Source organism: Halobellus rarus (genome assembly GCF_024494595.1).
Taxonomy (GTDB): Archaea; Halobacteriota; Halobacteria; order Halobacteriales; family Haloferacaceae; genus Haloquadratum; species Haloquadratum rarum.
This window is the reverse complement of sequence record NZ_JANHDI010000004.1, coordinates 167,480-193,857: the sequence shown is the minus strand read 5'-3', so window position 1 is coordinate 193,857 and position 26,378 is coordinate 167,480. Positions and strand designations below refer to the sequence as shown.

The 26,378-nt window shown below is 67.8% G+C and carries 26 protein-coding genes; 13 read left to right on the top strand and 13 right to left on the bottom strand.

Annotated elements, in window-relative coordinates:
• Positions 1-6: 6 nt before the first annotated feature.
• The 4 genes from NO876_RS06080 to NO876_RS06065 all read right to left on the bottom strand — a co-directional run bounded on the left by NO876_RS06080 (position 7) and on the right by NO876_RS06065 (position 4,505).
• Positions 7-801: an ABC transporter ATP-binding protein gene (locus NO876_RS06080; RefSeq protein WP_256420791.1), complete on the bottom strand. Its 795-nt coding sequence runs from the start codon at positions 799-801 to the stop codon at positions 7-9.
• Positions 794-2,782 carry an ABC transporter permease gene (locus NO876_RS06075; RefSeq protein WP_256420790.1) on the bottom strand — a complete coding sequence of 663 codons (1,989 nt, stop codon included), beginning with the start codon at positions 2,780-2,782 and terminating at the stop codon, positions 794-796. Before NO876_RS06075 ends, NO876_RS06080 begins: the two co-directional genes overlap by 8 nt.
• Positions 2,783-2,911: 129 nt before the next feature.
• A complete protein-coding gene (locus NO876_RS06070) occupies positions 2,912-3,100 on the bottom strand; it encodes a methytransferase partner Trm112 (protein ID WP_199722983.1) in 189 nt (62 codons plus the stop codon).
• 79 nt (positions 3,101-3,179) lie between these two features.
• Positions 3,180-4,505 (bottom strand): adenylosuccinate synthase, encoded by a 1,326-nt coding sequence (locus tag NO876_RS06065; protein ID WP_256420789.1) that lies wholly within the window; start codon positions 4,503-4,505, stop codon positions 3,180-3,182.
• A gap of 291 nt (positions 4,506-4,796) precedes the next feature.
• Here NO876_RS06065 and NO876_RS06060 point away from each other — a divergent pair, with 291 nt between their 5' ends.
• Complete coding sequence (locus tag NO876_RS06060) at positions 4,797-5,102, top strand: hypothetical protein (RefSeq protein ID WP_103991800.1); 306 nt, start codon at positions 4,797-4,799, stop codon at positions 5,100-5,102.
• Between the two features lie 48 nt (positions 5,103-5,150).
• Here NO876_RS06060 and NO876_RS06055 read toward each other — a convergent pair whose 3' ends face one another.
• Entirely contained in the window at positions 5,151-7,511 is a 2,361-nt protein-coding gene (locus tag NO876_RS06055; RefSeq protein ID WP_256420788.1) for a DUF7527 domain-containing protein, read from the bottom strand.
• 100 nt (positions 7,512-7,611) lie between these two features.
• A complete protein-coding gene (locus NO876_RS06050) occupies positions 7,612-8,883 on the bottom strand; it encodes an amidohydrolase (RefSeq protein WP_256420787.1) in 1,272 nt (423 codons plus the stop codon).
• Between the two features lie 133 nt (positions 8,884-9,016).
• On the opposite strand from NO876_RS06050, the gene NO876_RS06045 reads away from it, so the two are divergent.
• Together NO876_RS06045 and NO876_RS06040 are read left to right on the top strand one after the other, a co-directional pair.
• The gene (locus tag NO876_RS06045; RefSeq protein WP_256420786.1) at positions 9,017-10,537 is read left to right on the top strand and encodes a Na+/H+ antiporter NhaC family protein; all 1,521 of its coding nucleotides are present in this window, start codon (positions 9,017-9,019) and stop codon (positions 10,535-10,537) included.
• Entirely contained in the window at positions 10,534-10,797 is a 264-nt protein-coding gene (locus NO876_RS06040; protein ID WP_256420785.1) for a DUF7513 family protein, read from the top strand. The genes NO876_RS06045 and NO876_RS06040 overlap by 4 nt, the downstream gene beginning before the upstream one ends.
• 56 nt (positions 10,798-10,853) lie before the next feature.
• On the opposite strand, the gene NO876_RS06035 is transcribed toward NO876_RS06040, so the two are convergent.
• Complete coding sequence (locus NO876_RS06035; RefSeq protein ID WP_103991805.1) at positions 10,854-11,186, bottom strand: uS10/mL48 family ribosomal protein; 333 nt, start codon at positions 11,184-11,186, stop codon at positions 10,854-10,856.
• 521 nt (positions 11,187-11,707) lie between these two features.
• Here NO876_RS06035 and NO876_RS06030 point away from each other — a divergent pair.
• Together NO876_RS06030 and NO876_RS06025 are read left to right on the top strand one after the other, a co-directional pair.
• Positions 11,708-12,169: a bis(5'-nucleosyl)-tetraphosphatase gene (locus tag NO876_RS06030; RefSeq protein ID WP_256420784.1), complete on the top strand. Its 462-nt coding sequence runs from the start codon at positions 11,708-11,710 to the stop codon at positions 12,167-12,169.
• 18 nt (positions 12,170-12,187) lie between these two features.
• Positions 12,188-13,207 (top strand): DUF5787 family protein, encoded by a 1,020-nt coding sequence (locus NO876_RS06025; RefSeq protein ID WP_256420783.1) that lies wholly within the window; start codon positions 12,188-12,190, stop codon positions 13,205-13,207.
• A gap of 56 nt (positions 13,208-13,263) precedes the next feature.
• On the opposite strand, the gene NO876_RS06020 is transcribed toward NO876_RS06025, so the two are convergent.
• Complete coding sequence (locus NO876_RS06020; protein WP_256420782.1) at positions 13,264-13,782, bottom strand: DUF5797 family protein; 519 nt, start codon at positions 13,780-13,782, stop codon at positions 13,264-13,266.
• A gap of 121 nt (positions 13,783-13,903) precedes the next feature.
• Between NO876_RS06020 and NO876_RS06015 the strand changes: the two genes are divergently transcribed.
• Complete coding sequence (locus tag NO876_RS06015) at positions 13,904-14,227, top strand: transcription factor S (protein WP_256420781.1); 324 nt, start codon at positions 13,904-13,906, stop codon at positions 14,225-14,227.
• A gap of 51 nt (positions 14,228-14,278) precedes the next feature.
• On the opposite strand, the gene NO876_RS06010 is transcribed toward NO876_RS06015, so the two are convergent.
• Positions 14,279-15,439 (bottom strand): lycopene cyclase domain-containing protein, encoded by a 1,161-nt coding sequence (locus tag NO876_RS06010; protein ID WP_256420780.1) that lies wholly within the window; start codon positions 15,437-15,439, stop codon positions 14,279-14,281.
• Between the two features lie 153 nt (positions 15,440-15,592).
• Between NO876_RS06010 and NO876_RS06005 the strand changes: the two genes are divergently transcribed.
• Positions 15,593-16,198 carry a DUF6517 family protein gene (locus NO876_RS06005; protein ID WP_256420779.1) on the top strand — a complete coding sequence of 202 codons (606 nt, stop codon included), beginning with the start codon at positions 15,593-15,595 and terminating at the stop codon, positions 16,196-16,198.
• Between the two features lie 90 nt (positions 16,199-16,288).
• On the opposite strand, the gene NO876_RS06000 is transcribed toward NO876_RS06005, so the two are convergent.
• From NO876_RS06000 to NO876_RS05990, 3 genes are all read right to left on the bottom strand, one after another.
• Positions 16,289-17,020, bottom strand: coding sequence for a methyltransferase domain-containing protein (locus tag NO876_RS06000; protein ID WP_256420778.1), 732 nt, complete (start codon positions 17,018-17,020; stop codon positions 16,289-16,291).
• Positions 17,017-17,415, bottom strand: a complete 399-nt coding sequence (locus NO876_RS05995) for a nascent polypeptide-associated complex protein (protein ID WP_256420777.1) — start codon at positions 17,413-17,415, stop codon at positions 17,017-17,019. The genes NO876_RS06000 and NO876_RS05995 overlap by 4 nt, the downstream gene beginning before the upstream one ends.
• A gap of 170 nt (positions 17,416-17,585) precedes the next feature.
• On the bottom strand, positions 17,586-18,047 hold the full coding sequence (locus NO876_RS05990; RefSeq protein ID WP_256420776.1) for a pyridoxamine 5'-phosphate oxidase family protein: 462 nt from the start codon (positions 18,045-18,047) through the stop codon (positions 17,586-17,588).
• A gap of 120 nt (positions 18,048-18,167) precedes the next feature.
• On the opposite strand from NO876_RS05990, the gene NO876_RS05985 reads away from it, so the two are divergent.
• From NO876_RS05985 to NO876_RS05965, 5 genes are all read left to right on the top strand, one after another.
• Positions 18,168-19,844, top strand: a complete 1,677-nt coding sequence (locus NO876_RS05985) for an acyl-CoA mutase large subunit family protein (protein ID WP_256420775.1) — start codon at positions 18,168-18,170, stop codon at positions 19,842-19,844.
• 197 nt (positions 19,845-20,041) lie between these two features.
• A complete protein-coding gene (gene mce, locus NO876_RS05980) occupies positions 20,042-20,437 on the top strand; it encodes a methylmalonyl-CoA epimerase (RefSeq protein WP_256420940.1) in 396 nt (131 codons plus the stop codon).
• 100 nt (positions 20,438-20,537) lie between these two features.
• Positions 20,538-22,583, top strand: coding sequence for an AMP-binding protein (locus NO876_RS05975; RefSeq protein ID WP_256420774.1), 2,046 nt, complete (start codon positions 20,538-20,540; stop codon positions 22,581-22,583).
• 63 nt (positions 22,584-22,646) lie between these two features.
• Entirely contained in the window at positions 22,647-23,798 is a 1,152-nt protein-coding gene (locus NO876_RS05970) for an acyl-CoA dehydrogenase family protein (RefSeq protein ID WP_256420773.1), read from the top strand.
• Between the two features lie 117 nt (positions 23,799-23,915).
• Positions 23,916-24,116: a DUF7835 family putative zinc beta-ribbon protein gene (locus tag NO876_RS05965; RefSeq protein ID WP_256420772.1), complete on the top strand. Its 201-nt coding sequence runs from the start codon at positions 23,916-23,918 to the stop codon at positions 24,114-24,116.
• Between the two features lie 39 nt (positions 24,117-24,155).
• On the opposite strand, the gene NO876_RS05960 is transcribed toward NO876_RS05965, so the two are convergent.
• A complete protein-coding gene (locus NO876_RS05960) occupies positions 24,156-26,036 on the bottom strand; it encodes a bacterio-opsin activator domain-containing protein (RefSeq protein ID WP_256420771.1) in 1,881 nt (626 codons plus the stop codon).
• Between the two features lie 168 nt (positions 26,037-26,204).
• Here NO876_RS05960 and NO876_RS05955 point away from each other — a divergent pair, with 168 nt between their 5' ends.
• The gene (locus NO876_RS05955) at positions 26,205-26,369 is read left to right on the top strand and encodes a DUF7563 family protein (protein ID WP_256420770.1); all 165 of its coding nucleotides are present in this window, start codon (positions 26,205-26,207) and stop codon (positions 26,367-26,369) included.
• Positions 26,370-26,378: the final 9 nt, after the last annotated feature.

The window sequence follows — 26,378 nt, the reverse complement described above, 5'->3', positions numbered from 1 at the left end:
GCCCCCTCATACGGTGTACCCTCCGAGGTACGCCTCCTGTACGCGGTCGTCGGACGCGACCTCTTCGGGCGTTCCCGTCGCGACCACCTGACCGCCGTTCAGCGTCGTGATCCGATCCGAGACCCGCATCACGAGATCCACGTTGTGCTCGACGAGGACGACCGTCTTCTCGGCCAGCACGTCTTCGATCAGGTCCATCGTCGCCGCCGTCTCGTCGCTGCCCATTCCGGCCGTGGGCTCGTCCAGTAACACCACTTCGGGGTCGGTCGCCAGAACGAGGCCGACTTCGAGTCGCCGCCGTTCCCCGTACGAGAGGTCGCTGGCCTGGATTTCGGCAACGTCACTCAGGCCGAGTTGGTCCACGACCGTGTCGGTTCGACGGTTGATCCCCTCGAGGTTCTCCGGATCAGAAAACAGCCGCTTCACCGCGGACATCTCGTCGAACCGGGCCGACTGCGCGGCCAGCCGGACGTTTTCGCGCACCGACAGCCCGTTGAACACCGTCGTCAACTGGAACGAGCGTGCGAGATTCGCGCCGACCCGTTCTGCGGGCGTGAAGTCCGTGATGTCGGTCCCCGCGAGGTGGATCGAACCCTCGGTGGGACGCATCGCCCCGCTGATCAGGTTGAAGAGCGTCGTCTTGCCGGCCCCGTTCGGTCCGATGATGCTGCGGAACTCGTTCCGGTCGATGGCCAGATCGACGCCGTCGACCGCGGTGAACTCCCCGAACCGTTTCGTGAGGCCTCTCGTTCGGAGCAGCGCCTCGTCGGTCGGGTTCCGCTCGCCCGCGCCGTCAGTCATCGGCCTCGACCTCCGAGGCGTCCTCGCTCGTCCCGACTCTCGCGCCGGTCTCCCGGGTGCGAACGTCCCGAAGCCGCTTCGGCAGCGAAACCAGTCCCGTCGGGAGGAAGAGCACGACGAGGACGAAAAGCGCCCCGAGCAACAGTCGCCACCAAGGGATCACCGACGAGAGCTGCCGCTCGATGAGCGTGAAGACGGTCGCGCCCAGCATCGGGCCGTAGAGCGTTCCGGAGCCGCCGAGAACGACCATAATGATCGCGTTGCCGCTGTTGATCCAGTTCATGAGGTCCGGCGAGACGAAGCCGTTGTAAAGCGCGAACAGCGCGCCCGAGAGTCCGGCGAGAGTGCTGCTGATGACGAACGCCTGTCGCTTGACCGACCGCACCTCGTAGCCGATGAACCGCGATCGCAACTCGCTCTCTCGGACCGACCGCAGCACGCTCCCGAACGGGGCGCTCATTATCCGCCGGAGGAAGAGATACGATCCGACGACCACCGCGAGCAGGAAGTAATAAAACAGGGAGTCGCCGGTGAAGGCGAGCGGTTCGACGCCGACGAGTACCTCGCTGAACCGGATCCCGGACGTGCCGAACCCGTACAGCGGTTCCGGTGCGCCGAACAGTCCGCTGCTTCCGCCCGTCGCGTCGATCTTGAACACCGCTCGATGGACGATCTCGGCGAACGCCAGGGTGATCATCACGAAGTACACCCCCGAGACGCGAATCGCGAGGTGACCGACGATCCAGGCCGTGAGCGCACTCACCGCCACCGCGATTCCCAGAGCGGCGAACGCCGACGGCGAGACGTGCAACAGCGTCAAGAGGGCCGCATACGCCCCCAGTCCGTAGAACAGCGCGTGACCGAGCGAGATCAGCCCGGTGTAGCCGAGGACGACGTCGAGGCTCATCGCGAACAGGGCCCAGATGAGCACCGTGATCAGCAGCGACACGACGAAGTCCGAGTAGAGGATCCCGTCGAACACGGGGACGAGCGTCAACACGCCGACGACACCGATCCCCACTCTCGACCGCCAGCGGTCGCTGAGGACGCCGCCTCCGAGACCGCCCACGAACTCGCTGGGTTCCGATCGGCCGGCGTCGACCCGTTCGCTCGTCCCGCCGAACAGCCCTTCGGGGCGAACGAGGAGCACGCCGATCATCAGGAGGAAGACCACGACCCCTTGGACCTGCGGCACGAACGTCGTGACCGCGCTCTGGACGATGCCGACCAGCAGGCCGCCGGCGACGGCCCCGCGGAAGCTCCCGAGGCCGCCGAGGACGACGATCACGAACGCCGGGATGATGACCGCGTTGCCCATCTCGAGGCTGACGTTCTGGTAGCCGCCGAGCACGACGCCGCCGAACGCCGCGAGCGCCGCGCCGAACCCGAACACGAGCGTGTAATACCGGTCGATGTCCACGCCGAGATTGCGCACCATCTCCCGGTCTTCCGACCCCGCCCGGACGACCAGGCCGAACCGCGTGTATCTGAGGAGCGCCCAGATGGAGACCGAGAGCACCGCGCCGGCCGCGATGATGAAGTAACTGTATCCCGAGTAGGAGAATCCGAAGAGCGTGACCGTCTGATCGAGGAGCGACGGCGGCGAGAAGAACTTCGGGCTCTTCCCCCAGACGAACCGCTTCAGGTCGAAGATGATGAGCAGGAGTCCGAACGTGAGGAGGATCTGCGCCAACTGGCCGCGGCCGTACACGCGGTTGATGAGTCCGCGCTCGGTGAGCGCGCCGAGGAGTCCGACCAGGACCGGCACCGCGATCAGCGCCAGCCAGAACCCGCCGGCACCGAATCCCGTCACGAGCGAGAACGCGAAGTAGGCCCCGAGTGCGAGGAGTTCCCCGTGTGCGAGGTTCAACACGCCCATCACCCCGAAGACGACCGAGAGACCGGCGGCGACGAGGACGTACACCATTCCGATCGTCAGGCCGTTGAGAACGACGTCGAGGAGTTGCACAGCCGAGACCATCGTCACTGAGTCACCTGTGTGCGAACCGTCGTGCTTCGATAAAACTGTCGGGTTGGCCGCGAGGCCGTCGTCCCGGACGACTCACTGCACCTGTCGGTCACCACCACCGCGTTCGCGGTCTTTCCGTTCTCACTCCTCGTCGCGCATGTCCGGCGGCAGCAGGTTCGGAATGCCGTCCTCGATGGGGTACACTTCGCCCGTGACGGTCCCGACGAGTCGTCCCTCGATGATCTCCTCGCCGTCGCGCTCGTCGACTTCGAGTTCGAGGTCGCTCTTGTCGAGGGGATCACAGAGGATGTCCATCAGAGACTCTTTCATCACGCTACGGAAGGCAAGCGGCGGTGAAAAGGCTACGGGTTCGCGACCTCCGGAGTCGCGTCCCCGAGACGGTCGGTGCTTACGCCTCGAAGGGGTTCGTCAGTTCGATCGTCTCAGCGCGGTCGGGACCGACCCCGACGGCGTAGACCGGTGCTCCGACCTCCTCGGAGACGTAGTCGAGGTACGTCCGCGCGTTCTCGGGGATGGCGTCGTAGCCCTCCTCGGCGACGGCAGTCCAGTCGACCTCCGGCCAGGTGTCGAACTCGCGGAGGTTCGGCTCACAGCGACCCCAGCGCTCGGTCGTCGCGGGCATCGTGAACCGTTCCTCGCCGTCGAGGTCGTAGGAGTGGCCCACCTTCACCTCTTCTAAGCCGGCGAGGACGTCGATGTGGTTCACGGCGATCCCGGTGAAGCCGTTGGCGCGAGCGGCGTGTCTGAGCATCGGGATGTCGAGCCAGCCGATCCGCCTGGGACGGCCGGTGACGGTCCCGAACTCCCCGCCCTTCTCGCGGATGTAGTCCGCGAGGTCCTCGTCGTCGCCGGTCAGTTCCGTCGGGAGCGGCCCGGTGCCGACCCGCGAGAGGTACGCCTTGACGATGCCGACGACCTCGCCGCGGCCGACGACGGTCGGACCGATCCCCGTCCCGGTCGACGCGCCGCCCGCGGTCGGGTTCGAGGAGGTGACGTACGGGTAGATGCCGTGGTCGATGTCGATCGAGGTTCCCTGTGCGCCCTCGAACAGGACGTCGTCGCCGTCGTCGAGGTGCGAGCCGAGGAACTCCCCGGCGTTGACGGTCATCGACTCCTCCCGGAGGCGCTCGCCGATCTCGCGGTACTCCTCGAAGACGGCGTCGACGTCGAAGGCCTCGTCGGGGTCGACGCCGAAGACGTCCTCCGCCAGCGCGCGCTTCTGGGGGACGACGTACTCGAGGCGGTCGCGGAGGACCTCCGGATCGAGGAGGTCTCCGACGCGGATGCCGCGACGGCCGGCCTTGTCCTCGTAGGTCGGCCCGATCCCGCGCCCCGTCGTGCCGGCGTCGAGGTCGGAGTCGGACTTCGCCTCCTCCTCGATGCCGTCGAGTCGGCGGTGGTACGGCATGATCACGTGTGCGCGTCGGGCCACGCGGACGTCCGGGTCGAGCCCCCGATCGCGGAGGTCGTCGATCTCCGAGAACAGCGTCTTCGGGTTGACGACGCAGCCGTTTCCGAGCACGCCGACCTTGTCGCGGACGGCCCCGCTCGGGACCAGCGAAAGCTTGTACTCGTCGCCGTCCTCGACGACGGTGTGGCCGGCGTTGTCGCCGCCCTGATACCGGGCGACGACGTCGGCGTCGCCTCCCCACAGGTCGACGAGCGCGCCCTTGCCCTCGTCGCCGAGCTGGGAGCCGACGATCGTGACGGTCATACACGGCGGTTCTCCGCCCCCGGTAAAACCCATTACGGTCCGCGAGCGCGCGCCGGTAACAGCCCGGCGGACCGGCGTGGCTCGATCGGACGGCTCCACCGCTCGGCCCCGGTGGACTCCCGCGAGAGACGCCGGCGATTCGCCGCGTGAGAATCGACCCGAACCGTTATTTACACCCCCGCTCGTACTCGGTAACAACTCCCGTGCGGGTTGGGGGTCCGACCCCCCGTCGACCGTTCTGCGGTCCGGAGGGCAACATTTAAATCCTGCCCAGACAAGTTAACAGATGACATGATAGATCGACTCGAAAAGGAAGTGGATATGCTCGAACGCCACTTGCAGGTCCTGAGAATGGTCATCGAGAGCGAACCCATCGGGATCGTGAAGATGTCGAACGAGACCGGCTACCCCCACCACAAGGTACGCTATTCGCTTCGCGTTCTCGAAGAGGAGAACCTCATCGAACCGTCGAGCCAGGGAGCGATCACGACCGAACGGACCGCCGAGTTCGTCGACGAACTCGACGGGAAACTCGACGAGATCGTCGACAAACTCGACGAGATGAAGATCGAAGAGACCGTCGAAGTCGAGAACTGACGGCCAGCCGCGAGCGTTTTTTCGTATATCGTCTCCGTCCCGCACCCGCTACAGGTCCGGGACGTTCAGGTGGAACTCGCCGTTTCGAGCCTCGGCGAGACAGAGGTGATAGCCCTGTTTTCGCGACAGTTTCACGTACGACAGTTTGCTCGACCGCGAGAGCAGTCCGCCGCCGGTCTCCTCCGCGACCGTCTCCAGCGCTCCCGGTTCGTAGAAGGATTCGGTGACGTAGAACCCCGCCGCGAGCGAGTCGTCCTCGGCCGCGATGGTGCCGGTGTTGGTCACCAGCGAGTCGACCATCGCCTCCGTCGTCGCGTTCCTGGAGGCGTTGATGTCCGCGACGAACAGCGGATCGCCCATCTTGTCGCGGAAGATGACGTCGAAGTCGCGCTGCTCGACGCCGTCGTCGCCCTCGACGCCGACCGTGCCGTACAGTTCGATGCGGTCGACGTCGGGTATCGCGTCGAACACGCCCGCGAGTCCGGACCGGTTCCCGGTCTGTCCGATCTCGTAGAGCAGGTCGGTCACGAGCCAGTGGGCGAACGAGTACTCGGTGCTGTCGTGCAGGAACTCCACGTACGGCCGTCCGTCGACGACCAGCCCGTCGGTCTCGAACGTGGTGTGATGTTCGAGCCGGAGGTTGCCGCTGACGTCCTCGCGGGTGGCCTCGCCGTCGTGTGCGTGTTCCAGCGTCGCCTCTCCCTTTCGGTCGTACCGAACGAACAGGTTCGTCCCCGAGAGCGCCTGATCGGGGGACATCGTCGTCTGCCGCGCGTTCTCACCGTCCGGCGAGACCGCTTCGAGTTCCGATTCGAGACGCTCGACTTCCGCTTCGAGCGTGTCGCGTTCGGCTTCGAGTTCCTCGATGCGCTCGCGGTGCGCCTCGCCCTCGGTTTCGAGCTCCTCGATCCGCTGGTCTCGCTCCGCGCGCTCCCGTTCGAGTTCGTCCCGTGCCGCCGCCAGTTCGTCCCGCTCGGCTTCGAGCGTTTCGACCCTGTCCCGTGCCCGCGAGAGTCGCTTCTTCAGCCGCTCGACGCCCTCGCCCGCCGCCGGCGGGGACTCCCGGGCGCTCGCCTTCGCCGGCGACCCCGACGGCGACCCCGACGGCGACGATCCCGATGCCGCGCGCTCGCGAGCCGCCTTGCGTGCGCTCCGGTCCCGCTGCATCCGCGCGACGCGCTCGCGTGCGGACTGACGATCCGAACCGTCGCCGCCCGTCCCGACGGTGGTCCCGTTCCCGCTGGACGCGCTCGGGTCGAGCGACGGGATCGTCTTCGCCTCGCGCCAGCGCTCCTCGTCGGAGAAGACGGCGCTCCCCTCGCTCGACTGGCCGGTCGCCGATTCGGCGGCCGCCGGTCCCTCCGGTGCGGCGGCTTCGGTGGGTTCGGCGTCCGTCATCGGTTCGGGTTCCGGCCCTTCGGTCTGCCGCTCGTCCGCCGTCGGAGACCGCTCTTCGCGATCGGGTTCTTGCCCCGTCGGCACCGAGGGTTCGTCGTCTTCGGGAGCCGTCGCGGCCGTCGCTCCGGCGGCCGGCTCCGCCTCGGTCCGTGTCGTTCCGGTCTGCGGATCCGTCTCGGACTGCGGCTCCGTTCCGGTCTCCGCCCCGGACTGCGGCTCCGTTCCGGCCTCCGCCCCGGACTGCGGCTCCGCTCCCGTCCCCGCTTCCGCGGCGTCGCCCGACTCGGGGCCTGTCTCTCCCTCGTCGGATGCCGTGACCCCGTCGTCGCCGTCGGCTTCGTCTGCCGCGTCTGCCTCGCTCTCGGAGTCGTCGCCTCGCTCGGCCGGCTCGTCGGCTGTATCCGCTGGGCCGTCCCCGTCCTCGGCGTCGCTGACGGCCGGTTCCTCGGGTTCGGCGTCGTCGGCCGACGGCGGTTCCGGAATCTCGACGAGTTCGACGTCGACGTCGATCACCTTGTAGATCCCCACCTCGTCGGCGGCCGTCTCGAACGCCTCCTCGCCCGTGATCAGGCGTTCGGAACTCCCGACGAAGGCGGCGCTCATCGATTTCCCGCCGTGGTAGACGACGTAGTAGTCCCCGGAGAGTACGTTCTCAGAAAGCTCGATATAGCCGGTAAAACCGCCGTTCGACAGCGTCCCGTCCGCCTCCGACAGCGGCGTCTCGTTCGTGTAGTAACTCGCCCGTGTCTCCCCGCCGCGTTCCTGCATCGAAAACAAGAGCGGAAGGCTCGGATCTGCCGCGCGGTAGGCGGTCAGTTCGGCGTGCTCGAAGTCCTCGATTCCCCCCTCGAAGACGCCGACGACGCGGCCGTTCAGAAAGAACGCCCACGTCATCCCGGCGGAGACGGCCCCGCTGAACTCCCCGTCGGCGAGTTCGTGGAGCCCCTCGTATCCGTCCGGCGCGGAGACCGTCTCCCAGTCGGTCACCACGTCGATAGTTCGACTGTTCATCCCTGTGTGTATCACTGAATCCGGATCAAATACTTTCCGGAGAGTCTGACGGTGGTCGGACGATCCCGAACCGAATTCGACCGGACGGCCGCACGGGAGATCACCGACGACGTCGGCCGAGTTCGACGATGGCTCGCGAGAGCACGTCGACGCCGTGGTCGATGCTCGCCTCGTCGACGTCGAAAGTGGCCGTGTGGTGGCCGCCGGGGTGGTCGGTGCCGACGCCGACGTACGCGGCCGCTCCGCCGCGTTCCTGTACGCGGCGCATCAGGTACGTCGCGTCCTCGCTCCCTCCGAGGCGGTCCGATTCGAGCACCGACGTGATCCCGTCGGTGTCGCGGGCGACGGCCGCGACGACGTCTCGGGGTTCGTCGTCGCTCCGCGCCGAGGGCGCGCGGCCGGCGGTAGTGATCCCGACGTCGCAGCCCTGCATCTCCGCGGCCGACCGGAGGACACGGCGGGCCTTCTCGTCCATATATTCCATCAACTCGGTGGTCTCGCCGCGGACCTCCCCCTCGATCGCGACGCGCTCGGCGACGATGTTCGTCGCGGTTCCGCCCTCGACGACGCCGACGTTGACGCGCGTCGCGCCGTCGGAGTGACGCGGGATCCCGTAGAGGTTCTCGATGGCCGTCGCGACGGCCTGCATCGCGTTGTCGCCCGACTCCGGTCGCGCACCCGCATGCGAGGGCGTCCCGACGAACTCCGCCTCGAACTGCGAGACCGCCAGGAAGCCGTCGATCCCGGCGACGATCTCGCCGGTCGGATGGTCGAGGCCGACGTGCACCGCGAGCAGATAGTCGACGTCGTCGAGGTGCCCCGATTCGGCCATCGGCTCGCCGCCCACGATCCGCTCCTCGCCGGGTTGGAAGAACACCTTCAGCGTTCCCGCGAAGTCGCTGTCGAGGACGGCGTCCAGAACGCCGATTCCGATGGTCGCGTGGGCGTCGTGCCCGCAGGCGTGCATGTACCCCTCGTTCTCGGATCGGAAGCCGGCGGCCGCGGGGCGGTGGTCGCCCGCGCTCGACTCCGTAATCGGGAGCCCGTCGATGTCGACGCGGAGAGCGACCGTCGGACCGTCGCCGCGCTCGGCGACCGCGACCGCGCCGGTGGAACCACCAGTGAGTCGCTCTAGGAGGTCTCCTCGCGCCCCGGCGTCGCGGGCGCGATCGAGCCACGCGCCGAGTTCGTCCTCGTCGGGGACGCCGACGCGGTCCTCCTCGGCGAGCGCCTCCGGCCCCACGTAGAGCGCGTCGAGGTCCCGCTTCTCCAGTTCCTCGACGACGCGTGCGGTGGTGTAGAACTCGCGCCAGGCGGGTTCGGGATGGCGATGTAGGTCGCGTCGCAGTTCGACGAGGTCGGAATCAGTCATATCACCTCCTGGGACGGCGGACGGTAAAATCGCGTCGGCAGCAGTTCCGGTGATGTGGGTGTGCCCGATACCCACGGCACGACCGTCCAATGGATCGGTTCGTTTATCCGGGACGCTACCGACAACTCGGCCGATGAGTACCAGCACCGACGAATCGACGGCACTCCGGTTCTATGGGGGGCGTGCCGCCAGTGCGATCCCCATCGCCTTCTTCATCCTCTGGGCGATCGTCCAGAGCGGACTGCTCGGCATCGGCGACACCAGCGGCCTCATCGTGGGGATCCTGGTCGGATTGATCGTCGGGATGTTCTTCGTCCGCGGCTCCTGGAAGACCTACGCCGACATCCTCTTCGACGGGATGACCCAACGGGTCGCCGCGACCGCGATCGTCGCCTGGCTGTGGGCGGGGATGTTCGCCGAGACTATCCAGGTCGGCGGGTTCGTCGACGGCCTCGTCTGGGCCGCCGAAGCCCTGCGAGTCGGTGCGGCGCTGTTCCCGGCGATCACGTTCATCCTCGCGGCGCTCCTGGCGACGGGGATCGGCACCGGTTACGGGACCGCGATCGCGTTCACCGCGCTCGTGTTCCCCGCGGGCGTCGCGATCGGCGCGAACCCGGTCCTCCTGTTCGGCGCGATCCTCTCGGGGGCGGTCTTCGGCGACAACCTCGCGCCCGTGAGCGACACGACGATCGTCTCCGCGGTGACGCAGGACGCCGACATCGGGGGCGTCGTCGCCTCGCGGTTCAAGTACGCGATCGTCGCGGCCGTCTTCGCGTTCGCGGCGTACCTGCTCGCCGGCCAGGCGATGCAGGGCACGCCGATCGCCGCCGCCTCGACCGGCGGCGAGGGGACCGCGCTCGGACTGGTCCACCTCGCCTCGATCGGCGTCGTGATCGTGACCGCGGTCCGCGGCCGCCACATCGTCGAGGCGATATCGTGGGGGATCGTCCTCTCGGTGGTGCTGAACCTCCTGCTCGGGCTCTCTGAGGCCTCGGCGATCGTCGCGTTCGAGGCCTCCCGCGAGTCCGCGCTCGTCCAGTCGATGGACGCGATCCCGATCGTCGGCGCGCTGATCGTCCCCGTCGATCCCGGCGGCGCGACGGTCTCGGGCAGCCTCTACACCGGCGCGGTGGGCTTCTTCCCGCTGATCGTTCTCGTGCTCCTCATCGTCGCGGCCGCCCAGTTGATGCAGCGCGGCGGCGGCTTCGACGCGATCCAGGAGTTCCTGCTCGAACGCGTCGCGACCACGGTCCGCCGCGCCGAGACGACGATGGTCCTCGGGACGGCCATCGTCAACGCGATGATCACGATCAACACCGCCGCCGAGATCGCCATCGCGCCCTACATCAAGACGATCGGGCGTCGGTTCAACATCAACGGCTACCGGCGGGCCAACATCCTCGACGCCAACACGGCGGCGCTCGGGTACATCTTCCCGTGGGGCGGCGGCCTGCTCGCCGGCTACTCGGCGATGCAGCGCCTCCCGGACCAATACGAGTGGTTCACGCAGGCGATGGTCGTCAACCCGGCCTCGGTGTTCCCGTTCGTCTTCCACGGCTGGTTCCTCGTGGCGGTCTTCCTGCTGGCGGCGTGGACCGGCTACGGCCGCGAGTACGTCTCCGACCGCGCGAGCGAGGAGGTGAGCCGCGTATGAGCCGTCTCGACAAGTTCCTGGCCGGCCTCCGGCTCCGGTCGTCGACCCCGTCGTTCGAGGTCGGCGACGAGGTCCCGGTGTTCGTCACCGGTCGGAGCGACGACGGCCTGCTCGTCCGCGTCGGCGACACGGTCCTGGAGCTGCCCGACGCTGACCCGTCGCTCCTGGACGCGAAGGTCAGGATCGAGATCGAGTCGTTCGACGAGTCGACGCACCGCGGCACCGCTCGGGTCGTCGAAGTGTTGCAAAACGAGGGCTGATCCCGTCCCCGGCGTCGTCCGGGGCCTTCGGTTCGCTCGTCGGCTCCGGCGCCGCGCTACTTCTGCAGGTGACCGGCGGGCTTCTGCTGTTCGACCTCGATCTCGACGTGGAGGCTCTCCGGGAAGTCCATGTGGCCGACCTCGCGGGCGATGTGGTCGTTGCCGTGGATCTCGAGCTGCCGCGAGTAGACGGTGTAGTCCCACGCAGAGAACGCGTCGCCGGGCTGCAGCGACTTGTACTGCGGGACGGTGATTCGCTCGGGCGGGTCCGCGTGCGGGCCCTTGCACTCCGCGCCCTTGCGTTCGAGCATCGACTTGAGGTCTGAGACCTCCGATTCCAGTTCGTAGCGGTTCCCCGACTGGAAGCGGAGTTTCGTGACGAAGGTCATGGCTGGGATCTCGCTGGGTTAGGAGAGAGGTCGGCACCGAGCGGTAAAAGTACATCCATCGGAGGGTCGCACTCGACTGTGAGGCCTGCGTCGTGCCGTCCGGCTCTTCGTCAGCAGGGCCAGTTGAGTGCCGCGGCTTCCTGGTGCGCCGATACAACGGTTCCCCGACGGTTTGAGCCGCGCTTCCGGCGACCGCGACCCCCCGCGGCCGCGTGCACTGGCAAGCGTCTACGACAGTCCTCGTGAGGCGCACGCGATCTGGGCGAACAGTCGGCACACGCGCTCGGTCGCGACGCCCCGTTTCGATCGCGACCGTCGTTCCCGCGTCGACGTGCCGAGCCACCGCGGCCCGACGCGGGACGAATCCTACGTCACAGCACCCCTGGCCGCTCGATCGTATATGAACTCGATCGTCGTCACGGGGGCGTGACGGGTCCGCGGCCGTGTGCCGTGGGGCGCGTGCGGTCGCCGCCCTCCAACGTCCGATAGCCTCTTAACGTCCTGTCTGGTTTGTGTAGCTAATGACAGTGGAAGCGGTAAGCGCTGGAGCGATCCTCTTCCGCGACACCCGCGGCGAACGGGAGTATTTACTCCTGAAGAGCCGACCGGGGGACTGGGAGTTCCCCAAAGGCGGGGTCGAGGGCGAAGAGGAGCTCCAGCAGACGGCGATTCGAGAAGTGAAAGAGGAGGCGGGAATCGAGGATTTCCGCCTCATCGACGGGTTCCGCGAGGAGTACGACTACGTCTTCGAGGCGAACGGCAGGACGATCCACAAGACCGTCCACCTGTTCATCGCGCGGTCGTTCGAGGCGAGCGCGGAGCTCTCGAACGAGCACCGGGACCTCCAGTGGCGGGACTACGAGCAGGCGCTCAACACGATCACGCAGGACGGCCCCCGCGAGATCTTCGAGCGGGCCCACGAGTATCTGGACCAGTTGGCCGCGGAGAACGGCGAGACCGAGGACGGGAAGTACCTCGCGTAGCCGACGGGGCCGACACGCGTGTACCCCGGAGACGCCGAGTTCGGGTTCGAGTTACTCGTCTGCCGGTGGGCCGAGACGTCGTGGCCGCCCGGTTCGACTCGCGAGAGCGCCGTCGTCGTGTCGCGGCAGCTCGGCACGAAGCGGCGCCGCTGGGACACCGTCGTCTTAGAGTGCGATCCCGACGGGCTCGCGGCCCGCCGGCAGTTCGGCGAGCGCGAGCTGGACTCTGATCTCCTGCACGTCGTCCGCCACGCGCCCGCCGAGTGGGAGTGGTATCGGAATGCGCTTCCTCACCCGGGTTACCCGTGGCGGTACGTCCGCGCCGCCGTCCACCGCGCGGCCGACCGCGGAGTCGTGGAGAAGCGACGACAGGGGAACCGGATCGAGATCAGACGGATCGCGCCGTATCCCGACTGGCTCCGGCGGATCGTCGCGATCGAGAACAAACCCGACCTCGACGCGTCGGCGGCGCGGGCGCTCGCCGGGCAGTTGGAACACGACGTCGAGGCCGCCCTGGCCGACGAGGTGTGGGTGGCGACCGAGGCGACCGGGAGCCGAATCGAACCGGCGCTCCTGGAGGATCTGCCCGTCGACGTGGGGATCGTGACGCTGTCGTTCGACGCTGACGCCGGTGCGGTCGTCCCGATCGAAAACGACTCGGTCGGGACGGTCGAGTGGTACCCGAGCGAGGTGACGCCTCCGGACGCCAGCGGTGACGAGGAGAGACGGCGTCGGCGGCTCGAACTCGCGGAGCGCGCCTACGGACGGGGGTGGCGCTCCTACCACGAGACGATGCGACCGGACTGCCGCCACTTCGAGCTCCGACGCTTCGGGCGCGCGCTCGTCCCCCACTGCGCCGCGAACGGCCGGTCACAGACGGCCGCCGAGTGCGCCGGGTCGTGTCCGGAATTCGAGCCCGAACCGCCCGCCTGGCGGAGCCGCGGGTGGCCGATCGAGGGCGGGCCCGGAAAAGGGATCAAGCGGCTCCTCCGGCGGCGGCGCGAGCGGGTTCGTGAGCGGGAGACCGTACGGGACTGACGGTCTGACACGACACTGTGCGGTCGTGTCCGCGAGGACTCGCGAACGCGACGAGATCAGTCCGTCACTTCGACGTCGATCTCCCCGCGCGGCGCGGCGAGGCGGAACGTCGGCACCGTCCGGTAGATCACCTCGACGGCGCCCTTCCGCCGGAGGCTCTGCAGGGCCTGACGGACGTCCTCGACCGGCGGGTCCTCGTCGAAGGCGTCGCGGACCTTGTTGAGGACGCTCACGACGCTCTCGGACCGCTCGTCGTGATCGGCCAGGACCTCGAACACCCGGGCTTCGAGTTCCGGCACGCGGATCACCGACGGGATCCCACCCGCGTCCCCGTCGCCGCCCTCGACGCCGGGGTCGACGTCGACGAGATCGGCCGCGTCGGCGGTCGCTCGGATGAGGCTGTTGTCGTCGCGGTAGTAGTAGTCTTTCAGCGTTCCTTCGAGGTACTGATGCACCTCGCTGCCGGAGTCCATCCCCCACTGTTCTTGGAGCTCTTTGTTCTTCGTCGGCTGCAGGCGAACGACGTCGGCGAGCCGTTCTTTCGCCTGTTCGGAGAGGGCGCCATCGTCAGTCACACCCGCCCCTTCGCACCGCGGTATTAAGACGTTTCAACATCCGTCTCGGACCTCGGAGTCCGTTGCCCTCCCACCGGATCCCGGTTACTTAAGTCGCTGAAGCGTCTTCCGTCGGGGTATAATGGAGTTCTGCGACGAATGCGGTTCGATGATGAAGACCGACGGCGACGTCTGGGTCTGCGGCAGTTGCGGCTACGAGAAGGCCCGCGACGCGGACAAGGAGGCCGAGATGACCTCGACGGCGGAGCGTGAAGACAGCGAGGTCGTCGACATGTCCGACGTCGACGACGCCGAGATCGGTCCGACGACGACGGTGATCTGTCCGGAGTGCGGGCACGACCGCGCGCGCTACGAGATGAAGCAGATCCGCTCGGCCGACGAGTCGGAGACCCGCTTTTTCACCTGCGTCGAGTGCGGGCACAAGTGGCGCGAGGACGACCACTGAGCCCGTCGCATACGCAGTCGGTGCCGGACCGGCCCGTGTCGGGACGAGCACTCACTCGTCCTGACGCGCTAGCGTCTCGTGGACGCCCACGACGAGTGCGGGGACGACGATCATAAACAGGTGCTCTTCCAGGGGGATTCCGGCGACCTGCACCCCCGTTCGGAGCCGGATCTCGAACACCCCGACAGTCAGCGTGTACCAGTCCCAGACGAACGCGAGCGGATAGAGCGCGAGCACGGTTCGCGCCGCCCGCCACACCGCACCCGCCCGCCGGAGCAGCGCGAGGGCGAGCCCGCCGAACACTACCTCGGTCGCGAGGTACGTGTAGGGGCCGAGAATTCCGATATCGGGGAGCGGCACGCCCGCCAGCGGCCGGAACCAGACGGCGACGACGAGCCCCGCGAGAAACACGTACGCGCCCCGGATGAGAAGCATCGTCGCCACCGGCGGGTCCGCCCCCGACGCGACGACTGCGACGAGGCCGAACGCGACCGCCGCGAGCGGCGCTGCGCGTGGAAACACGCCGTCGATAGTGAAGACGAGGACGAGCGTGAACCCGGCGTACAGCAGCGCGTAGGCCAGGCGGCGCGCACGGGGGACGCCGAGTGCTACCGCGACCGTCCGCTTCCCGATGGACCGATCGTACGCGTAGTCGGTCGCGTCGTCGATGATCTTCACGCCCGCGAGCGTGACGAGAAGGACGAGGCCGAACGCGAGCGATTCGACGGCGACGGCTCCGGTCTGGGCGTGCTGACCGCCGACGACGGCGAGCGCGATGCCGAGCGGATAGCCGAGGGTCGTGGTCACCGGGTTGGTGTCCGACTGCGGAGCGTGGAGGTATCCGAGGACCCACATCGGTCCCGTGAGTAGGGCCGTCACGGGTCCGGCAACGACCCCGAGCGAAGCCGTCACGGTCACGAAGCAGAGCGTCGCGCCCGCGAGCGCCCACCGGCAGCCCGCCTCCGTCAACGGGTGGTCGTCGTCCTCCCCGCGACGGTAGAAGTCGACGTAGCCGTCCTTCACGTGGGCCGTGTACACCGCGAAGAAGGTCGCGGCGGCGTGCAGTCCGAGGGGACCGGGAGCGAACCGTCCCGCGAGGACGGCGCCGAAGACGCTCGCGGCCAGCGGCGGGAGCATAAACACCGGATGTATCTGGGAGGTCAGCGCTGCGGCCGCGGCTCGGGACCCCGTGCCGTGACGCGCGATTGCCATAGTACCCCCCACGGCCGCAGATCGCAAAAGGGTTGGTCAACGCGTTGAACTGAGGCGTCGGGTTTTCCTCCGAGAGACAGTCGTGGGTCGGACGGCGATTCTCGGTATCCGATGCGTCCGACAGTATAAGTCGCGCGCCCCTCACGTCTCACTGTGGCTTCCGACGTCCCCCCGCCGACGCTCGACGTTCCCGACGGTTGGCGGCTCGTCTCGGAGGAGCGCACGACGCCGTTCGACGTCCGCGTCGTGACCGTCACCGCGAACACGCGGATCTACGAGGACGTCGACCTGCGCGAGCGACTCGCCGACGTGGCGGACACGGCGGTGACGTGGCGTTTCGTCTTCGCGAGTCGGCTCCGGATCCGTCCGGCGAACCCGCCGTCGCGTACCCTCTCCGCGTTGGTCACGGAGCGCGCCAACTCGCGGTTCGTCGATGTACTCGGAGAGCGGGGCTTCGAATCGATCGATCGCGCCGACGCGCGACGGTTCGACGTCGGAGCGGACCGAGATCCCTCAGACGACACGAGTGCGGGTACTGACGCTACTCTCCCGGTGACCGAGGCGACGCGCTACCGCGCCCGCGTCCGCCTCGACGGCCGGACGGTACCCGTCGAGGCGTACTTCGCGGCGTGGGCGGCGGGGGACGGCGAGTACCTCCTCGGCGGCGGGGCCTACCCGCTCTCGGTCCCCGGCCCCGAGTCGTTCGATCCCGAACGCGCTCGCGACGAACTGTTCTCGATGCTGCGGTCGATCCGGTAGGCCGCATTCGACGCGTCGTCGGGACTGCAGAAGCCTCGGGAGCGCGAGACGAGGAGGACGCGGCGATTTGCTCCCCCGTGAGCCGACGAGTCACTCGTTGCGCGCGAACGTCAGATAGCCCGTGTGGCCGACGCCCGCGGTCGAGGGGCGGGAACCGCGATCGCCGAAGTCCATCTCCCGCTGGATGGTCTCGTACGTTTCGACGTCGACGAGGCCGGCCTCCCGGGCCGCCTGGACCGCTTCGCGGCTGTTCTCGACGAACGGCGAGTAGACCGCGACGTGGCCGCCGTCGGCCAGGAGATCCGGCGCGCGAGCGACGACGGCCGGCGCGTCGCCGGTGTCCAGCGTGATCGCGTCGAACGGCCCGTCGTCGACGGCGGTATCGAGTTCCGCCGAGAGGTCTCCCGTCCTGACGTCGACGCGCTCGTCGACGCCCGCGAGCCGCATGTTCTCCCGGGCGACCTCGGCGAAGTCGGGGTCGATCTCGTAGGAGACCACGTCGGCGTGCATCCGACCGAGATAGGCCGCGAGGACGCCCGTCCCGGTCCCGGCGTCGAGGACGCGGTCGCCCGCGGCGATGCCGGTGTGACCGACGACGAGGCCGACGTCCCGCGGCATCATCGGCGCGCCGGTCCGCTCGAAGTGGTTGAACAGGTCCGGGCCTCTCAGTCGGCGGACGACGAAGGGTTCCCCCAGGTGCGTCTCCAAGACGTCGCCGGGTTCGACGTCCTCGGGGACGTCCAGGACGCCGAGATCCGTCTGCAGTTCGTCGCCCGGCGCGCGGAGGTACTCCCGGTCGTCGTGGACGAGGAGGTAACTCACTCCAGTCGGGCGATCGCGGCCGCCAGGTCGCCGTCGGTCGCTTCGAGCGCCTCGCGGGCGGTCTCGGAGCCGACGCCGGCGCGCTGGGCGACGAGTTCGACGTCGTCGTCGGGGATACCGGCGTCGCTTCCGCCGCTCTCGTCGCCGCTTTCGAGCTCGGCCGCCGAGCCGGTGGAGTCGCCCGCTGTCGACTCCCGGGACTCGGGTTCGCCGACGACCTGGTAGGTCTGCTGTCCCTGCGCGTCCATCCGAGTCACCTGCGCGTCGGAGAAGACGAGGTCCTCCTCGCTCGTCTTGATCACGACCTCCTCGACGTCGAGTTCGGTGACGTCGATCCCCATCTGTTCCATCATCTGCTGCATCTTCCGCGGGTTCATACCGCCTCCGCCAAACATAGTTGCTCGATGCGAGGGGGGCCGATAGCAAAAGCGTGGCGAACGCGCGTCGTGAGTGCGAGTGGCGCGTGTTCCTCGGCGGAGTTCGTCGTGGGCAGACCGCTCGTACCGGCGGCGGCCGTGGGCGGGCGACTTCCGCACGTCGACCCCGTGCTCGATATCCTCTCTTATTATCTCCCACCGGGCCGCCGCTGCAAGCCGGTCACCTCCTCGATCTCCATCTCGTAACCGACGACCGAGAGCTGTCTCCGGCCGACGCCCGTGAGGTCCGGGGACCACGCGTTCTCGTCGATCAGTTCGCCCACGTCCCCCCACTCTTTGGTCGTGAGCTCTCGGATCGGACCGAACGCGAGGACGCTCCGCCAGTCCTGTTGCGCTTCGATGTCGTACACCGCCAGACACGCCCGCTCGGTCGCCTCGCTGTAGGCGACCTTTCGACTGTCGGGTCTGAACTGCCAGTAGGAGAACACGGCGCGGCCCCGCTCGTACCCGAACGAGATCGGGACGGCGTACGCCTGGCCGTCGTCGGCCAGGGAGAGAACGCCGGTCCCCTGCTCCTGCAGGAAGGCGTCGATCTCCGCGTCGGTCATCTGACCGCCGCGGACGCGGTCGGGGTCGACTTCTTCGGCCATGGATCGCCGTTCGTCGGCTTCCGTAATGGACCTGTTCCCTTCGATCGGCTCCCAGCCGTTCGGGCCGAGCGCCCGAACCGTCGGACAGGTTCAATACCGGTCGGACGCACAGCTCCGAGTATGTTCGACCCCGACGACCTCGCGACGATCCGGGAGGCCAAACGCGAGTGGGAGGAGGAGACCCTCGCGCCGACGCTCGACCGGTTCGGGGAGCGGAAGGACCGATTCACCACCGATACCGGCGGCCAGGCGGTCGAACGGCTCTACACGCCCGAAGACGTCTCCGATCTCGACTACGGCGACGACCTCGGCTTTCCGGGCGAGGAGCCCTACACGCGCGGGGTGTACCCCACGATGCACCGCGGGCGACTGTGGACGATGCGGCAGTACGCGGGGATGGGGACCGCCCGGGAGACGAACGAGCGCTTCCGCTACCTGATCGAGCAGGGCTCGTCGGGGCTGTCGATGGCGTTCGACCTGCCGACCCAGAAGGGCTACGACTCCGACGCGCCGATGGCGGCCGGCGAGGTCGGGAAGGCGGGCGTCGCCATCGACAGCCTCCGCGATATGGAGGTCGTCTTCGACGGGATCCCCCTCGACGAGGTGTCGACGTCGATGACCATCAACGCGCCCGCGGCGGTGCTGCTCGCGATGTACGTCGCGATCGGCGACCAGCAGGGCGTCCCCCGCGAGCAGCTCCGCGGGACGATCCAGAACGACATCCTCAAGGAGTACATCGCGCGCAACCTCTACATCTACCCGCCGAAGCCGTCGATGCGGCTCATCACCGACGTCTTCGAGTTCTGCGCGAGCGAGGTCCCGAACTTCAACACCATCTCCATCTCGGGGTATCACATCCGCGAGGCCGGATCGACCGCCGCCCAGGAGATCGCGTTCACGCTCGGCGACGGCATCGAGTACGTGGAAGCCGCGCTCGACGCCGGCCTCGACGTCGACGAGTTCGCCCCGCAGCTCTCCTTCTTCTTCAACGCCCACAACAACGTCTTCGAGGAGGTCGCGAAGTTCCGGGCCGCGAGGCGGCTGTGGGCGCAAATCATGGCGGAACGCTTCGGTGCCGAAAGCGAGAAGTCGAAACAGCTGAAGTTCCACGCCCAGACGGGCGGGTCGACGCTCACCGCCCAGCAGGTCGAGAACAACGTCGTCAGGGTCGCCTACCAGGCGCTCGCGGCCGTCCTCGGCGGGGCCCAGAGCCTCCATACCAACGGGAAGGACGAGGCGCTGTCGCTGCCGACCGAGCAGTCGGTGCGGACGGCGCTGCGCACGCAGCAGATCCTCGCGCACGAATCGGGCGTCGCGGACACCATCGACCCGCTGGGCGGGAGTTACTACGTCGAATCGCTCACCGACGACATCGGGGCGGAGGCGAGGGCGATCCTCGACGAGATCGACGCCCGCGGCGGGATGCTGGACGCGGTGGAGTCGGGGTGGGTGAAGCGACAGATCCAGGACGTCGCGTTCGAGCGTCAGCGGGAGATCGAATCGGGCGAGCGCGTCGTCGTCGGCGTCAACGAGTACCAGGTCGACGAGGAGCCCCGCGTCGAGATCGAGGAGGTCGAGGAGAAAGACGAGGAGCGGCAGCAAGAGCGGCTTCAGGACGTGAAGGACGAGCGCGACGGCGAGGAAGTCGAGGCCGCACTGACAGCCGTCCGAGCAGCGGCGGCGGGGGAGGAGAACCTCGTCCCCCCGATGGTCGACGCGGTGAAGGCGTACGCGACCGTCGGGGAGATCTCCGACGTGTTGCGCGAGACCTTCGGAGAGTATCAACCGAGGCAGTAGCTCGGCAAGCACCGACCGGACAGTCGCTCGGCAAGCACCGACCGGACAGTCGCTCGGCAAGCACCGACCGGACAGTCGCTCGGCGGGTATCGCCCGAGGCTGTACCGGCGGCGTTCCGACGAGGACACCGACCGTGTCACCGAGATCGACCCGGGACCACGTTTATTTCCCGTACCCGCGACGGTCCGGCTATGACGATGACCTTCGATCACCTGGGGATCGCGACGACCGACGGGGCCGACCTCGCGGCGACGTTCGAGGCGCTCTTCGACGCGCCCGTGGTCCACGAGGAGACCCTCGACGGGATGGCGGTCCGGTTCCTCGACCTCGACGGGGGCTACTTCGAACTCCTCGAACCGGCCGAGGACGGCGCGATCGCCCGGTTTCTCGACCGACAGGGACCCGGGATCCACCACGTCGCCCTCCGGACCGACGACGTCGCGGCCGCGCTGGATCGGGCCCGGAGCGTCGGCGTCGACCTCGTCGACGAGGGACCCAGGCCGGGCGCGTGGGGCCACGAAGTCGCGTTCCTCCATCCGAAATCGACCGGCGGTGTCCTCGTCGAGTACGTCGAACACGCCGCTGAGGCGTGATCGGGTCCCGGGGTTCGCCGGGACTCGGTGCCGATGCGGTCGCCCACGCGCAGTCGACAGCAGTACAGTTTAGGCCGCTGCCGTCGCCAACGTAAGTGAGATGCGCGATTGGCTCTCTCACCGCGCTCAGATCGACCCCGACGGCGAGGCGCTCGTCGTCGCCGCCACGGGCGACGTCTACACGTTCGGGAACCTCGACACGCTCGTCGACGACCTCGCCGGTCGACTCGCCGCCGCGGGCGTCGAACCCGGAACGCACCTCGGTGCGGTGCTGGATACCCGACTCGAGTACGTCTGTCTCATCCACGCGGCGATGCGGCTCGGCGTCACGCTCGTCCCGATGGGCGAGTCGCTCACCGCTCGGGAACTGGCCGGGCAGATCGAAACCGCGGACGTGTCGACGGTCGTCTGCAGCGGCGAGACGGAGGCGACCGTCGTCGACGCCGTCGTCCGCGCGGCGGACGGCAGAGAGTCGGGGAATGTCGAGAGCGACGGGGGGGAAGAAGACGCCGAGAGCGACGGGGGGGAAGAAGACGCCGAGGGAGCAAGCGACGCTGAAGACCCCGGAAGCGACAGCGACGCAGAAGACGGCACGTCCGAGAGCGACGCGAGGGATACCGAGACCGAGGATGACGGTGCGACCGACGACGTCGGGGGGACTGACACTCGCGGATCCGAGATGGCGCGCGTGCTCACCGTCGACGAACCGCGAACGGAGGTCGCAGCGCCGCTCTCGGGCGTCGTCTCCGACCCCGTCTCCCCCGCGGAGTGGTCTCTCGACGACCGGCAACTCGTGCTCTTCACCTCCGGCACGACCGGCGATCCGAAGGCGGTGCAACTGACGACCGGGAACCTGCTTTCGAGCGCGGTCGCCTCGGTGTTCCGACTCGGCTTCGATCCGGACGACCGCTGGCTGGTGACGCTCTCGCTGCATCACATGGGCGGGATCGCTCCCGTTCTCCGAATGCCGCTGTACGGGATGACGGTGGTCTTCCGCGAGGGGTTCGACGCGGGGGCGGCCGCGGACGACCTGGAACGGTACGAGGCCACCGCCGTCTCGCTCGTTCCGACGATGCTCCGCCGGATGCTCGACCGCCGCGGAACGCTCTCGGAGTCGCTCCGCGTCGTCCTGCTCGGCGGCGCTCCCGCCTCGACGGATCTCATCGAACGGTGCCGGAACTACTCGGTTCCGGTGTACCCGACCTACGGGATGACCGAGACCGCTTCTCAGATCGCCACCGCGCGTCCCCGAGAGGCGTTCGCGAACCCCGAGACCGTCGGCCGACCGCTCTTTTTGACCCAGGTGACCGTCGTCGACGGCCAGGGGACGCCGCTGCCGTCGGGCGAATCGGGCGAACTCGTCGTCGACGGACCGACCGTGACGCCCGGGTACTACGACAACGCGGCGGCCAACGCCGAGTCGTTCGGCCCGTTCGGATTCCACACGGGCGACGTCGGCGTGCTCGACGACCGCGGAGCGCTCACGGTGTTGAACCGCGTGGACGACCGCATCGTCACCGGTGGAGAGAACGTCGATCCCGGCGAGGTCGTCGACGTACTTCGCTCGCACCCGGACGTGCGCGAGGCGGCCGTCGTGGGCGTTCCGGACGCGCAGTGGGGCGAACGGGTGTCGGCGATGGTCGTCCCCGAGGCCGACGCTATCGACCGCACCGGGCTGCTCGAGTTCGCGCGCGAACGGCTGGCCGGATTCAAACTCCCCAAGACGCTCGCGGTCTCGGAGTCGCTGCCGCGGACGGTCTCGGGGACCGTCGATCGGGAGGCGGTGCGAGACGCGCTCTCGGATGCGGGTGAACGGAGCGACGAACCCGGCGGCGAAGCGCAGCGTGCTCCAGCAGCGACTACCGAAGCGGACGGTGTCGAAGACGGCGACGCCGATTCGCGCGCGGTGGATTCCGACGACGGAACAGACGACTCGGCGGAGACGGGAGAGCCAGTCGACAGCGGTGACAGCGCTCAGAACGGGAGCGACGGAGCCGATGCGGAAGAAACTGATCGGAGTGCCGGCGAAATCGAAGGCGAAAGCGACGAGAGCGAGAGCGGTAGTGATGGGAGCGACGGCGATAGTGGCCGCGGTGACGACTACGACGAACAGAGCGACGCGGAGGACATCGACGAAGACATTTAGAAACAAGTTTGAAGTTTTTCAAAGTTCCGAGAGTTATTTGCTCGTGGCACGTGAGCGTCCCGTATGGATCTTCTCGACGAATCCGTGGTGCCGGAGCACGCTCGCGAGGTCAAACGCGAAGCCCGGGAGTTCGCCGACGCGCACATCCGACCGAACGCCGATGAGTACTTCGATTCGGCGGAGTACCCCTGGGAAGTCTTGGAGGCGGGGATGGACGCCGGATTGGTCGCACAGGACATCGACGAGGAGTACGGCGGGAAGGGATACGACCTCGAACAGATCCTCGCGATCAACGAGGAGTTCTACGCCGCGGACGCCGGCATCGCGCTGACGCTGATGCTGGCGTCGTTCGGGTGTGAGATCGTCGAAAAGTACGGTACGGAAGAACAGAAAGACGAGTACCTCCGCCCGGTGGCTGCGAACGAACAGATCTCCGGGCTCGCGGTCTCGGAACCGCAGACGGGGTCGGATATGGCCGGAATGACGACGACCGCCGAGCGGACCGACGACGGCTGGGTGCTCAACGGCGAGAAGTACTGGATCGGAAACGCGGTGGAGGCCGACTGGCTGACGGTGTACGCGAAGACGGGCGACGGCGACGACCGGTACTCGAACTACTCGATGTTCATCGTCGAGACCGACGCGCCGGGGTACGAGGCCGAACACATCCCCGAGAAGATCGGGATGCGCGCCTCCAAGCAGGGACACATCGTCTTCGACGACTGCGAGATCCCCGAGGAGAACCTCGTCGGGACCGAGGGCGGCGGGTTCTACGTGCTCGCGGACTTCTTCAACCACGGCCGCGTCGTCGTGGGCGGACACGGCATCGGCCTCGCGGCGCGTGCCATCGAAGAGACGTGGGCGTTCGTCCACGACCGGGAGGCGTTCGGCCGCGACATCGCGGACTTCCAGTCGACCCAGCACATCCTCGCGGATATGCGAATGGAGTTCGAGGCCGCGCGGGCGCTCAACTGGCGCGCCGCGCACAAAGTCGAGCACGGCGAGGACGCCGGGTTCTGGGCGGCCGCGACGAAGACGAAGTCCACCGAGACGGCGATGCACTGCGCGGAGCGGGGGATGCAACTTCACGGCGGCCGCTCCGTCCTCGAGGAGTACCCGATCTCCAGAGTCTACCGCGACGTCCGAATCCCGGTCATCTACGAGGGTGCGAACGAGATCCAGCGGAATCTCATTTACCGACAGGGAGGCGTGTGAGCGTCGATCTGCGGTTCTTCTTCTGAAATCTCTCTTGCGGTCGTCGACGTCGAACCCTAACCTTGTAGGGTCGGTAGTGATTGGGATTTCGTCCGTTCGTTCAGGTACTGAACCACGATGTCCAAGAGCCAATCGACGCTGACTGAACTGACCGAGTACTGCGAGGAGTGCGGATCCCGGACGCCACACGAGGTCTCGATCGAACTCAAGACCGAGAGCAAAAAGGAGACGAACCGCGCGTTCTCGCGCGAACCCTACCGCGTGACGAAGTGTCGCGCCTGCGGCGACGAACGCGCCCAGCGGATGAACGACGCCTGAGCGAGGCACGGCGGCCGGTAGAGACGACGAGAGCCCGCATCAGTCCCCGTCGCTCGGCCCGTCCCCCTCGCGTTCTCCCGCTCGCCGCTCGTCCGACGATTCCGAGAAGAACGCCTCGACGAGCTTCCGCTCGCCGGACCGGAGGTGCTCGTGGAACGTCGGCGCGGCGATTCCCAGCGACGACGCGACCTCCTCGGCCGTGCTCCCCCGCGGCCACTCGAAGTACCCGGAGGCGAGTGCCGTCTCCATCACGTCGCGCTGTCTGTCGGTCAACTTCTCGTCGAGTTGCCGACGGAACGACGCGGTAGACTGCACCGCGTCCTCGACCTCGCGTTTGGCCACCACCGACACGTCGGGATACGACGACTGGACGGCGTCGGTGAGCGCTCGCAGGTCCGATCCCGTCGGAACTCGGACGACGAGTCGGCCCTCGCCGCGAGCGGCGGTGAACGACTCGACGGTCGCCCCCAGTTCGACGAGCGTCACCACGACCGACGCCTCGGTCAGTCGGAGTTCGATCACCGCCTCGTCGTCTCCTTCAGTGACGATCCGGGCATCCACGAGTGCGTCCAGCGGGGCGATCGCCGTCAGCACCGCCGAGGGGTCGGCGTCTTCGACGGCGACGTAGCAGGAGACGACGCCGCCGTCGGCGAGTGCCGTCCCCTCCAGTCTGACGGCCGTCTCGAACTCCAGGGAGAGATCGACGATCACGTCGCGGGTGTCGCTGTGCCCGAACTCCAATTCGACCGCGGTGTCGCTGTAGAGCAACTGCTTCGACTCCGCGGCGTTGATTCCGTGGCCGATCGTCTCGCCGACGTCTCGCAGCATCGAGCGCTCCTCGTCGGTCACGGCACCGCGCACGTAGACGACCAACGCACCGTAGACCGTCTCGCGGTACCCGATCGGGACCGCCACGAGACTCCGTTCGGCGTCCGGCGGGTCGCTGTCCGCCAGTACCGCGCCGGCGTGTCTCGGCGAGACGGTCGCGGTCACGACCGTTCCGGTGTCGATCGCCTCCCGAACGACGTCGGCGGGTGCGGTCGGCGTATCCTCGACGGCCTCCGCCCTCACGCCGTTTCCGACGGCCGAGTGCGTCTCGTCGCTCTCGACGGGTGGCGACCCGAACTCCTCGCCCCCGAACGGGGCGGCGATCGAATCCGACGCCGATTGCCGCTCGACGGTGTCGGTCGCGCGGTTGTATCGGGCGATCCACGCGCCCTCGTAGGGTGAGGCGTCGAACGACGCACAGACGGTGTCCGCGATGTCCTCTCGGGTCGTCGCGTCGACCAGCGCACGGTCGATCTCTCTGATGAAGTCGTTTATCCTCCGGATCCGGCCCAACTGTCGTTCGCGCTCGCGGATCTCCGACTCGCGCTCGTCTCTGAGCGTTCGGACCCGCTCCGTCAGATCGTCGAGAACGTCGGGGTTCCCCAGTTCGTTGACGTCGCGTTCGTCGAGGACGGTCTCCGTCGACACCAGCGCGAAGTACTCTCTGATCCGATCGTCGAACTCCGAGCGGACGAGGAGCTCCTCGACGGTCTCTCGGAGATCGTCCTCGTCGACCGGCTTGACGAGGTACTCGTCGAAGGGCATCTCGACGATGTCGGTATCGGGCTCGACCGCGGTCATCATCGCGACGCGGCAGTCGTACCCCCGCGCGTCGATCTCGTCGAGGACGTCGTCGCCGGAGAGATCCGGCATTCGACGGTCCAAGAGAACGACGTCGACGGTCTCGTCCATCTGGTCGAGGGCGGACTCCCCGCCGTAGGCCACTCGAACCTCGTAGTCGTCGCGGAGCCAGTACCGGCAGGTGTCTGCGAGGTCTCTGTCGTCGTCGACGACGAGGACGACAGGGTCGTCGACCTGGTCCGCCGAGTCGGAGACCCCTTCGATGCCGTCAGAAACTCCCTCAGATACCATTACTGCGTGTGCTGACGGAGCGATTCCATCGTGAAATAGTTGCCCCTCACTCGGCGGCGTCCGCCCTAGCTCCGATCGCCCTAATTACGTAGGGTCCCGTGTTAGGCGTATGGGAACCCTCGGCATAGGTGGCTATGACCAACCGATTCGTCACCGAGGTGGAGCCCTATGCCTGAGTGCCAGAACTGCGGTTCGTTCGTCTCGCGCGACTACGTTCGCGTGTTCGCCCCTGACGGGTTCGAGAACGCGCGCGTGTGTCCCCACTGTGAGGACGCGATCCGCGAGGGTGCGGCCGTCCGCGACGCCCGGTCGCGACGTGTCTCCTCGCTGTAGGAATCCAGG

Coding starts and splice junctions, on each gene's coding strand:
- NO876_RS06055 (WP_256420788.1), bottom strand. CDS start 7,511: ATGAACAGTCGAACTATCGACGTGGTGACCGACTGGGAGACGGTCTCC.
- NO876_RS06070 (WP_199722983.1), bottom strand. CDS start 3,100: ATGAAAGAGTCTCTGATGGACATCCTCTGTGATCCCCTCGACAAGAGC.
- NO876_RS05995 (WP_256420777.1), bottom strand. CDS start 17,415: ATGTTTGGCGGAGGCGGTATGAACCCGCGGAAGATGCAGCAGATGATG.
- NO876_RS05970 (WP_256420773.1), top strand. CDS start 22,647: ATGGATCTTCTCGACGAATCCGTGGTGCCGGAGCACGCTCGCGAGGTC.
- NO876_RS06010 (WP_256420780.1), bottom strand. CDS start 15,439: ATGGCAATCGCGCGTCACGGCACGGGGTCCCGAGCCGCGGCCGCAGCG.
- mce (WP_256420940.1), top strand. CDS start 20,042: ATGACCTTCGATCACCTGGGGATCGCGACGACCGACGGGGCCGACCTC.
- NO876_RS05965 (WP_256420772.1), top strand. CDS start 23,916: ATGTCCAAGAGCCAATCGACGCTGACTGAACTGACCGAGTACTGCGAG.
- NO876_RS05985 (WP_256420775.1), top strand. CDS start 18,168: ATGTTCGACCCCGACGACCTCGCGACGATCCGGGAGGCCAAACGCGAG.
- NO876_RS05990 (WP_256420776.1), bottom strand. CDS start 18,047: ATGGCCGAAGAAGTCGACCCCGACCGCGTCCGCGGCGGTCAGATGACC.
- NO876_RS05960 (WP_256420771.1), bottom strand. CDS start 26,036: ATGGTATCTGAGGGAGTTTCTGACGGCATCGAAGGGGTCTCCGACTCG.
- NO876_RS06030 (WP_256420784.1), top strand. CDS start 11,708: ATGACAGTGGAAGCGGTAAGCGCTGGAGCGATCCTCTTCCGCGACACC.
- NO876_RS06060 (WP_103991800.1), top strand. CDS start 4,797: ATGATAGATCGACTCGAAAAGGAAGTGGATATGCTCGAACGCCACTTG.
- NO876_RS05955 (WP_256420770.1), top strand. CDS start 26,205: ATGCCTGAGTGCCAGAACTGCGGTTCGTTCGTCTCGCGCGACTACGTT.
- NO876_RS06045 (WP_256420786.1), top strand. CDS start 9,017: ATGAGTACCAGCACCGACGAATCGACGGCACTCCGGTTCTATGGGGGG.
- NO876_RS05975 (WP_256420774.1), top strand. CDS start 20,538: ATGCGCGATTGGCTCTCTCACCGCGCTCAGATCGACCCCGACGGCGAG.
- NO876_RS06065 (WP_256420789.1), bottom strand. CDS start 4,505: ATGACCGTCACGATCGTCGGCTCCCAGCTCGGCGACGAGGGCAAGGGC.
- NO876_RS06075 (WP_256420790.1), bottom strand. CDS start 2,782: ATGGTCTCGGCTGTGCAACTCCTCGACGTCGTTCTCAACGGCCTGACG.
- NO876_RS06040 (WP_256420785.1), top strand. CDS start 10,534: ATGAGCCGTCTCGACAAGTTCCTGGCCGGCCTCCGGCTCCGGTCGTCG.
- NO876_RS06015 (WP_256420781.1), top strand. CDS start 13,904: ATGGAGTTCTGCGACGAATGCGGTTCGATGATGAAGACCGACGGCGAC.
- NO876_RS06035 (WP_103991805.1), bottom strand. CDS start 11,186: ATGACCTTCGTCACGAAACTCCGCTTCCAGTCGGGGAACCGCTACGAA.
- NO876_RS06080 (WP_256420791.1), bottom strand. CDS start 801: ATGACTGACGGCGCGGGCGAGCGGAACCCGACCGACGAGGCGCTGCTC.
- NO876_RS06050 (WP_256420787.1), bottom strand. CDS start 8,883: ATGACTGATTCCGACCTCGTCGAACTGCGACGCGACCTACATCGCCAT.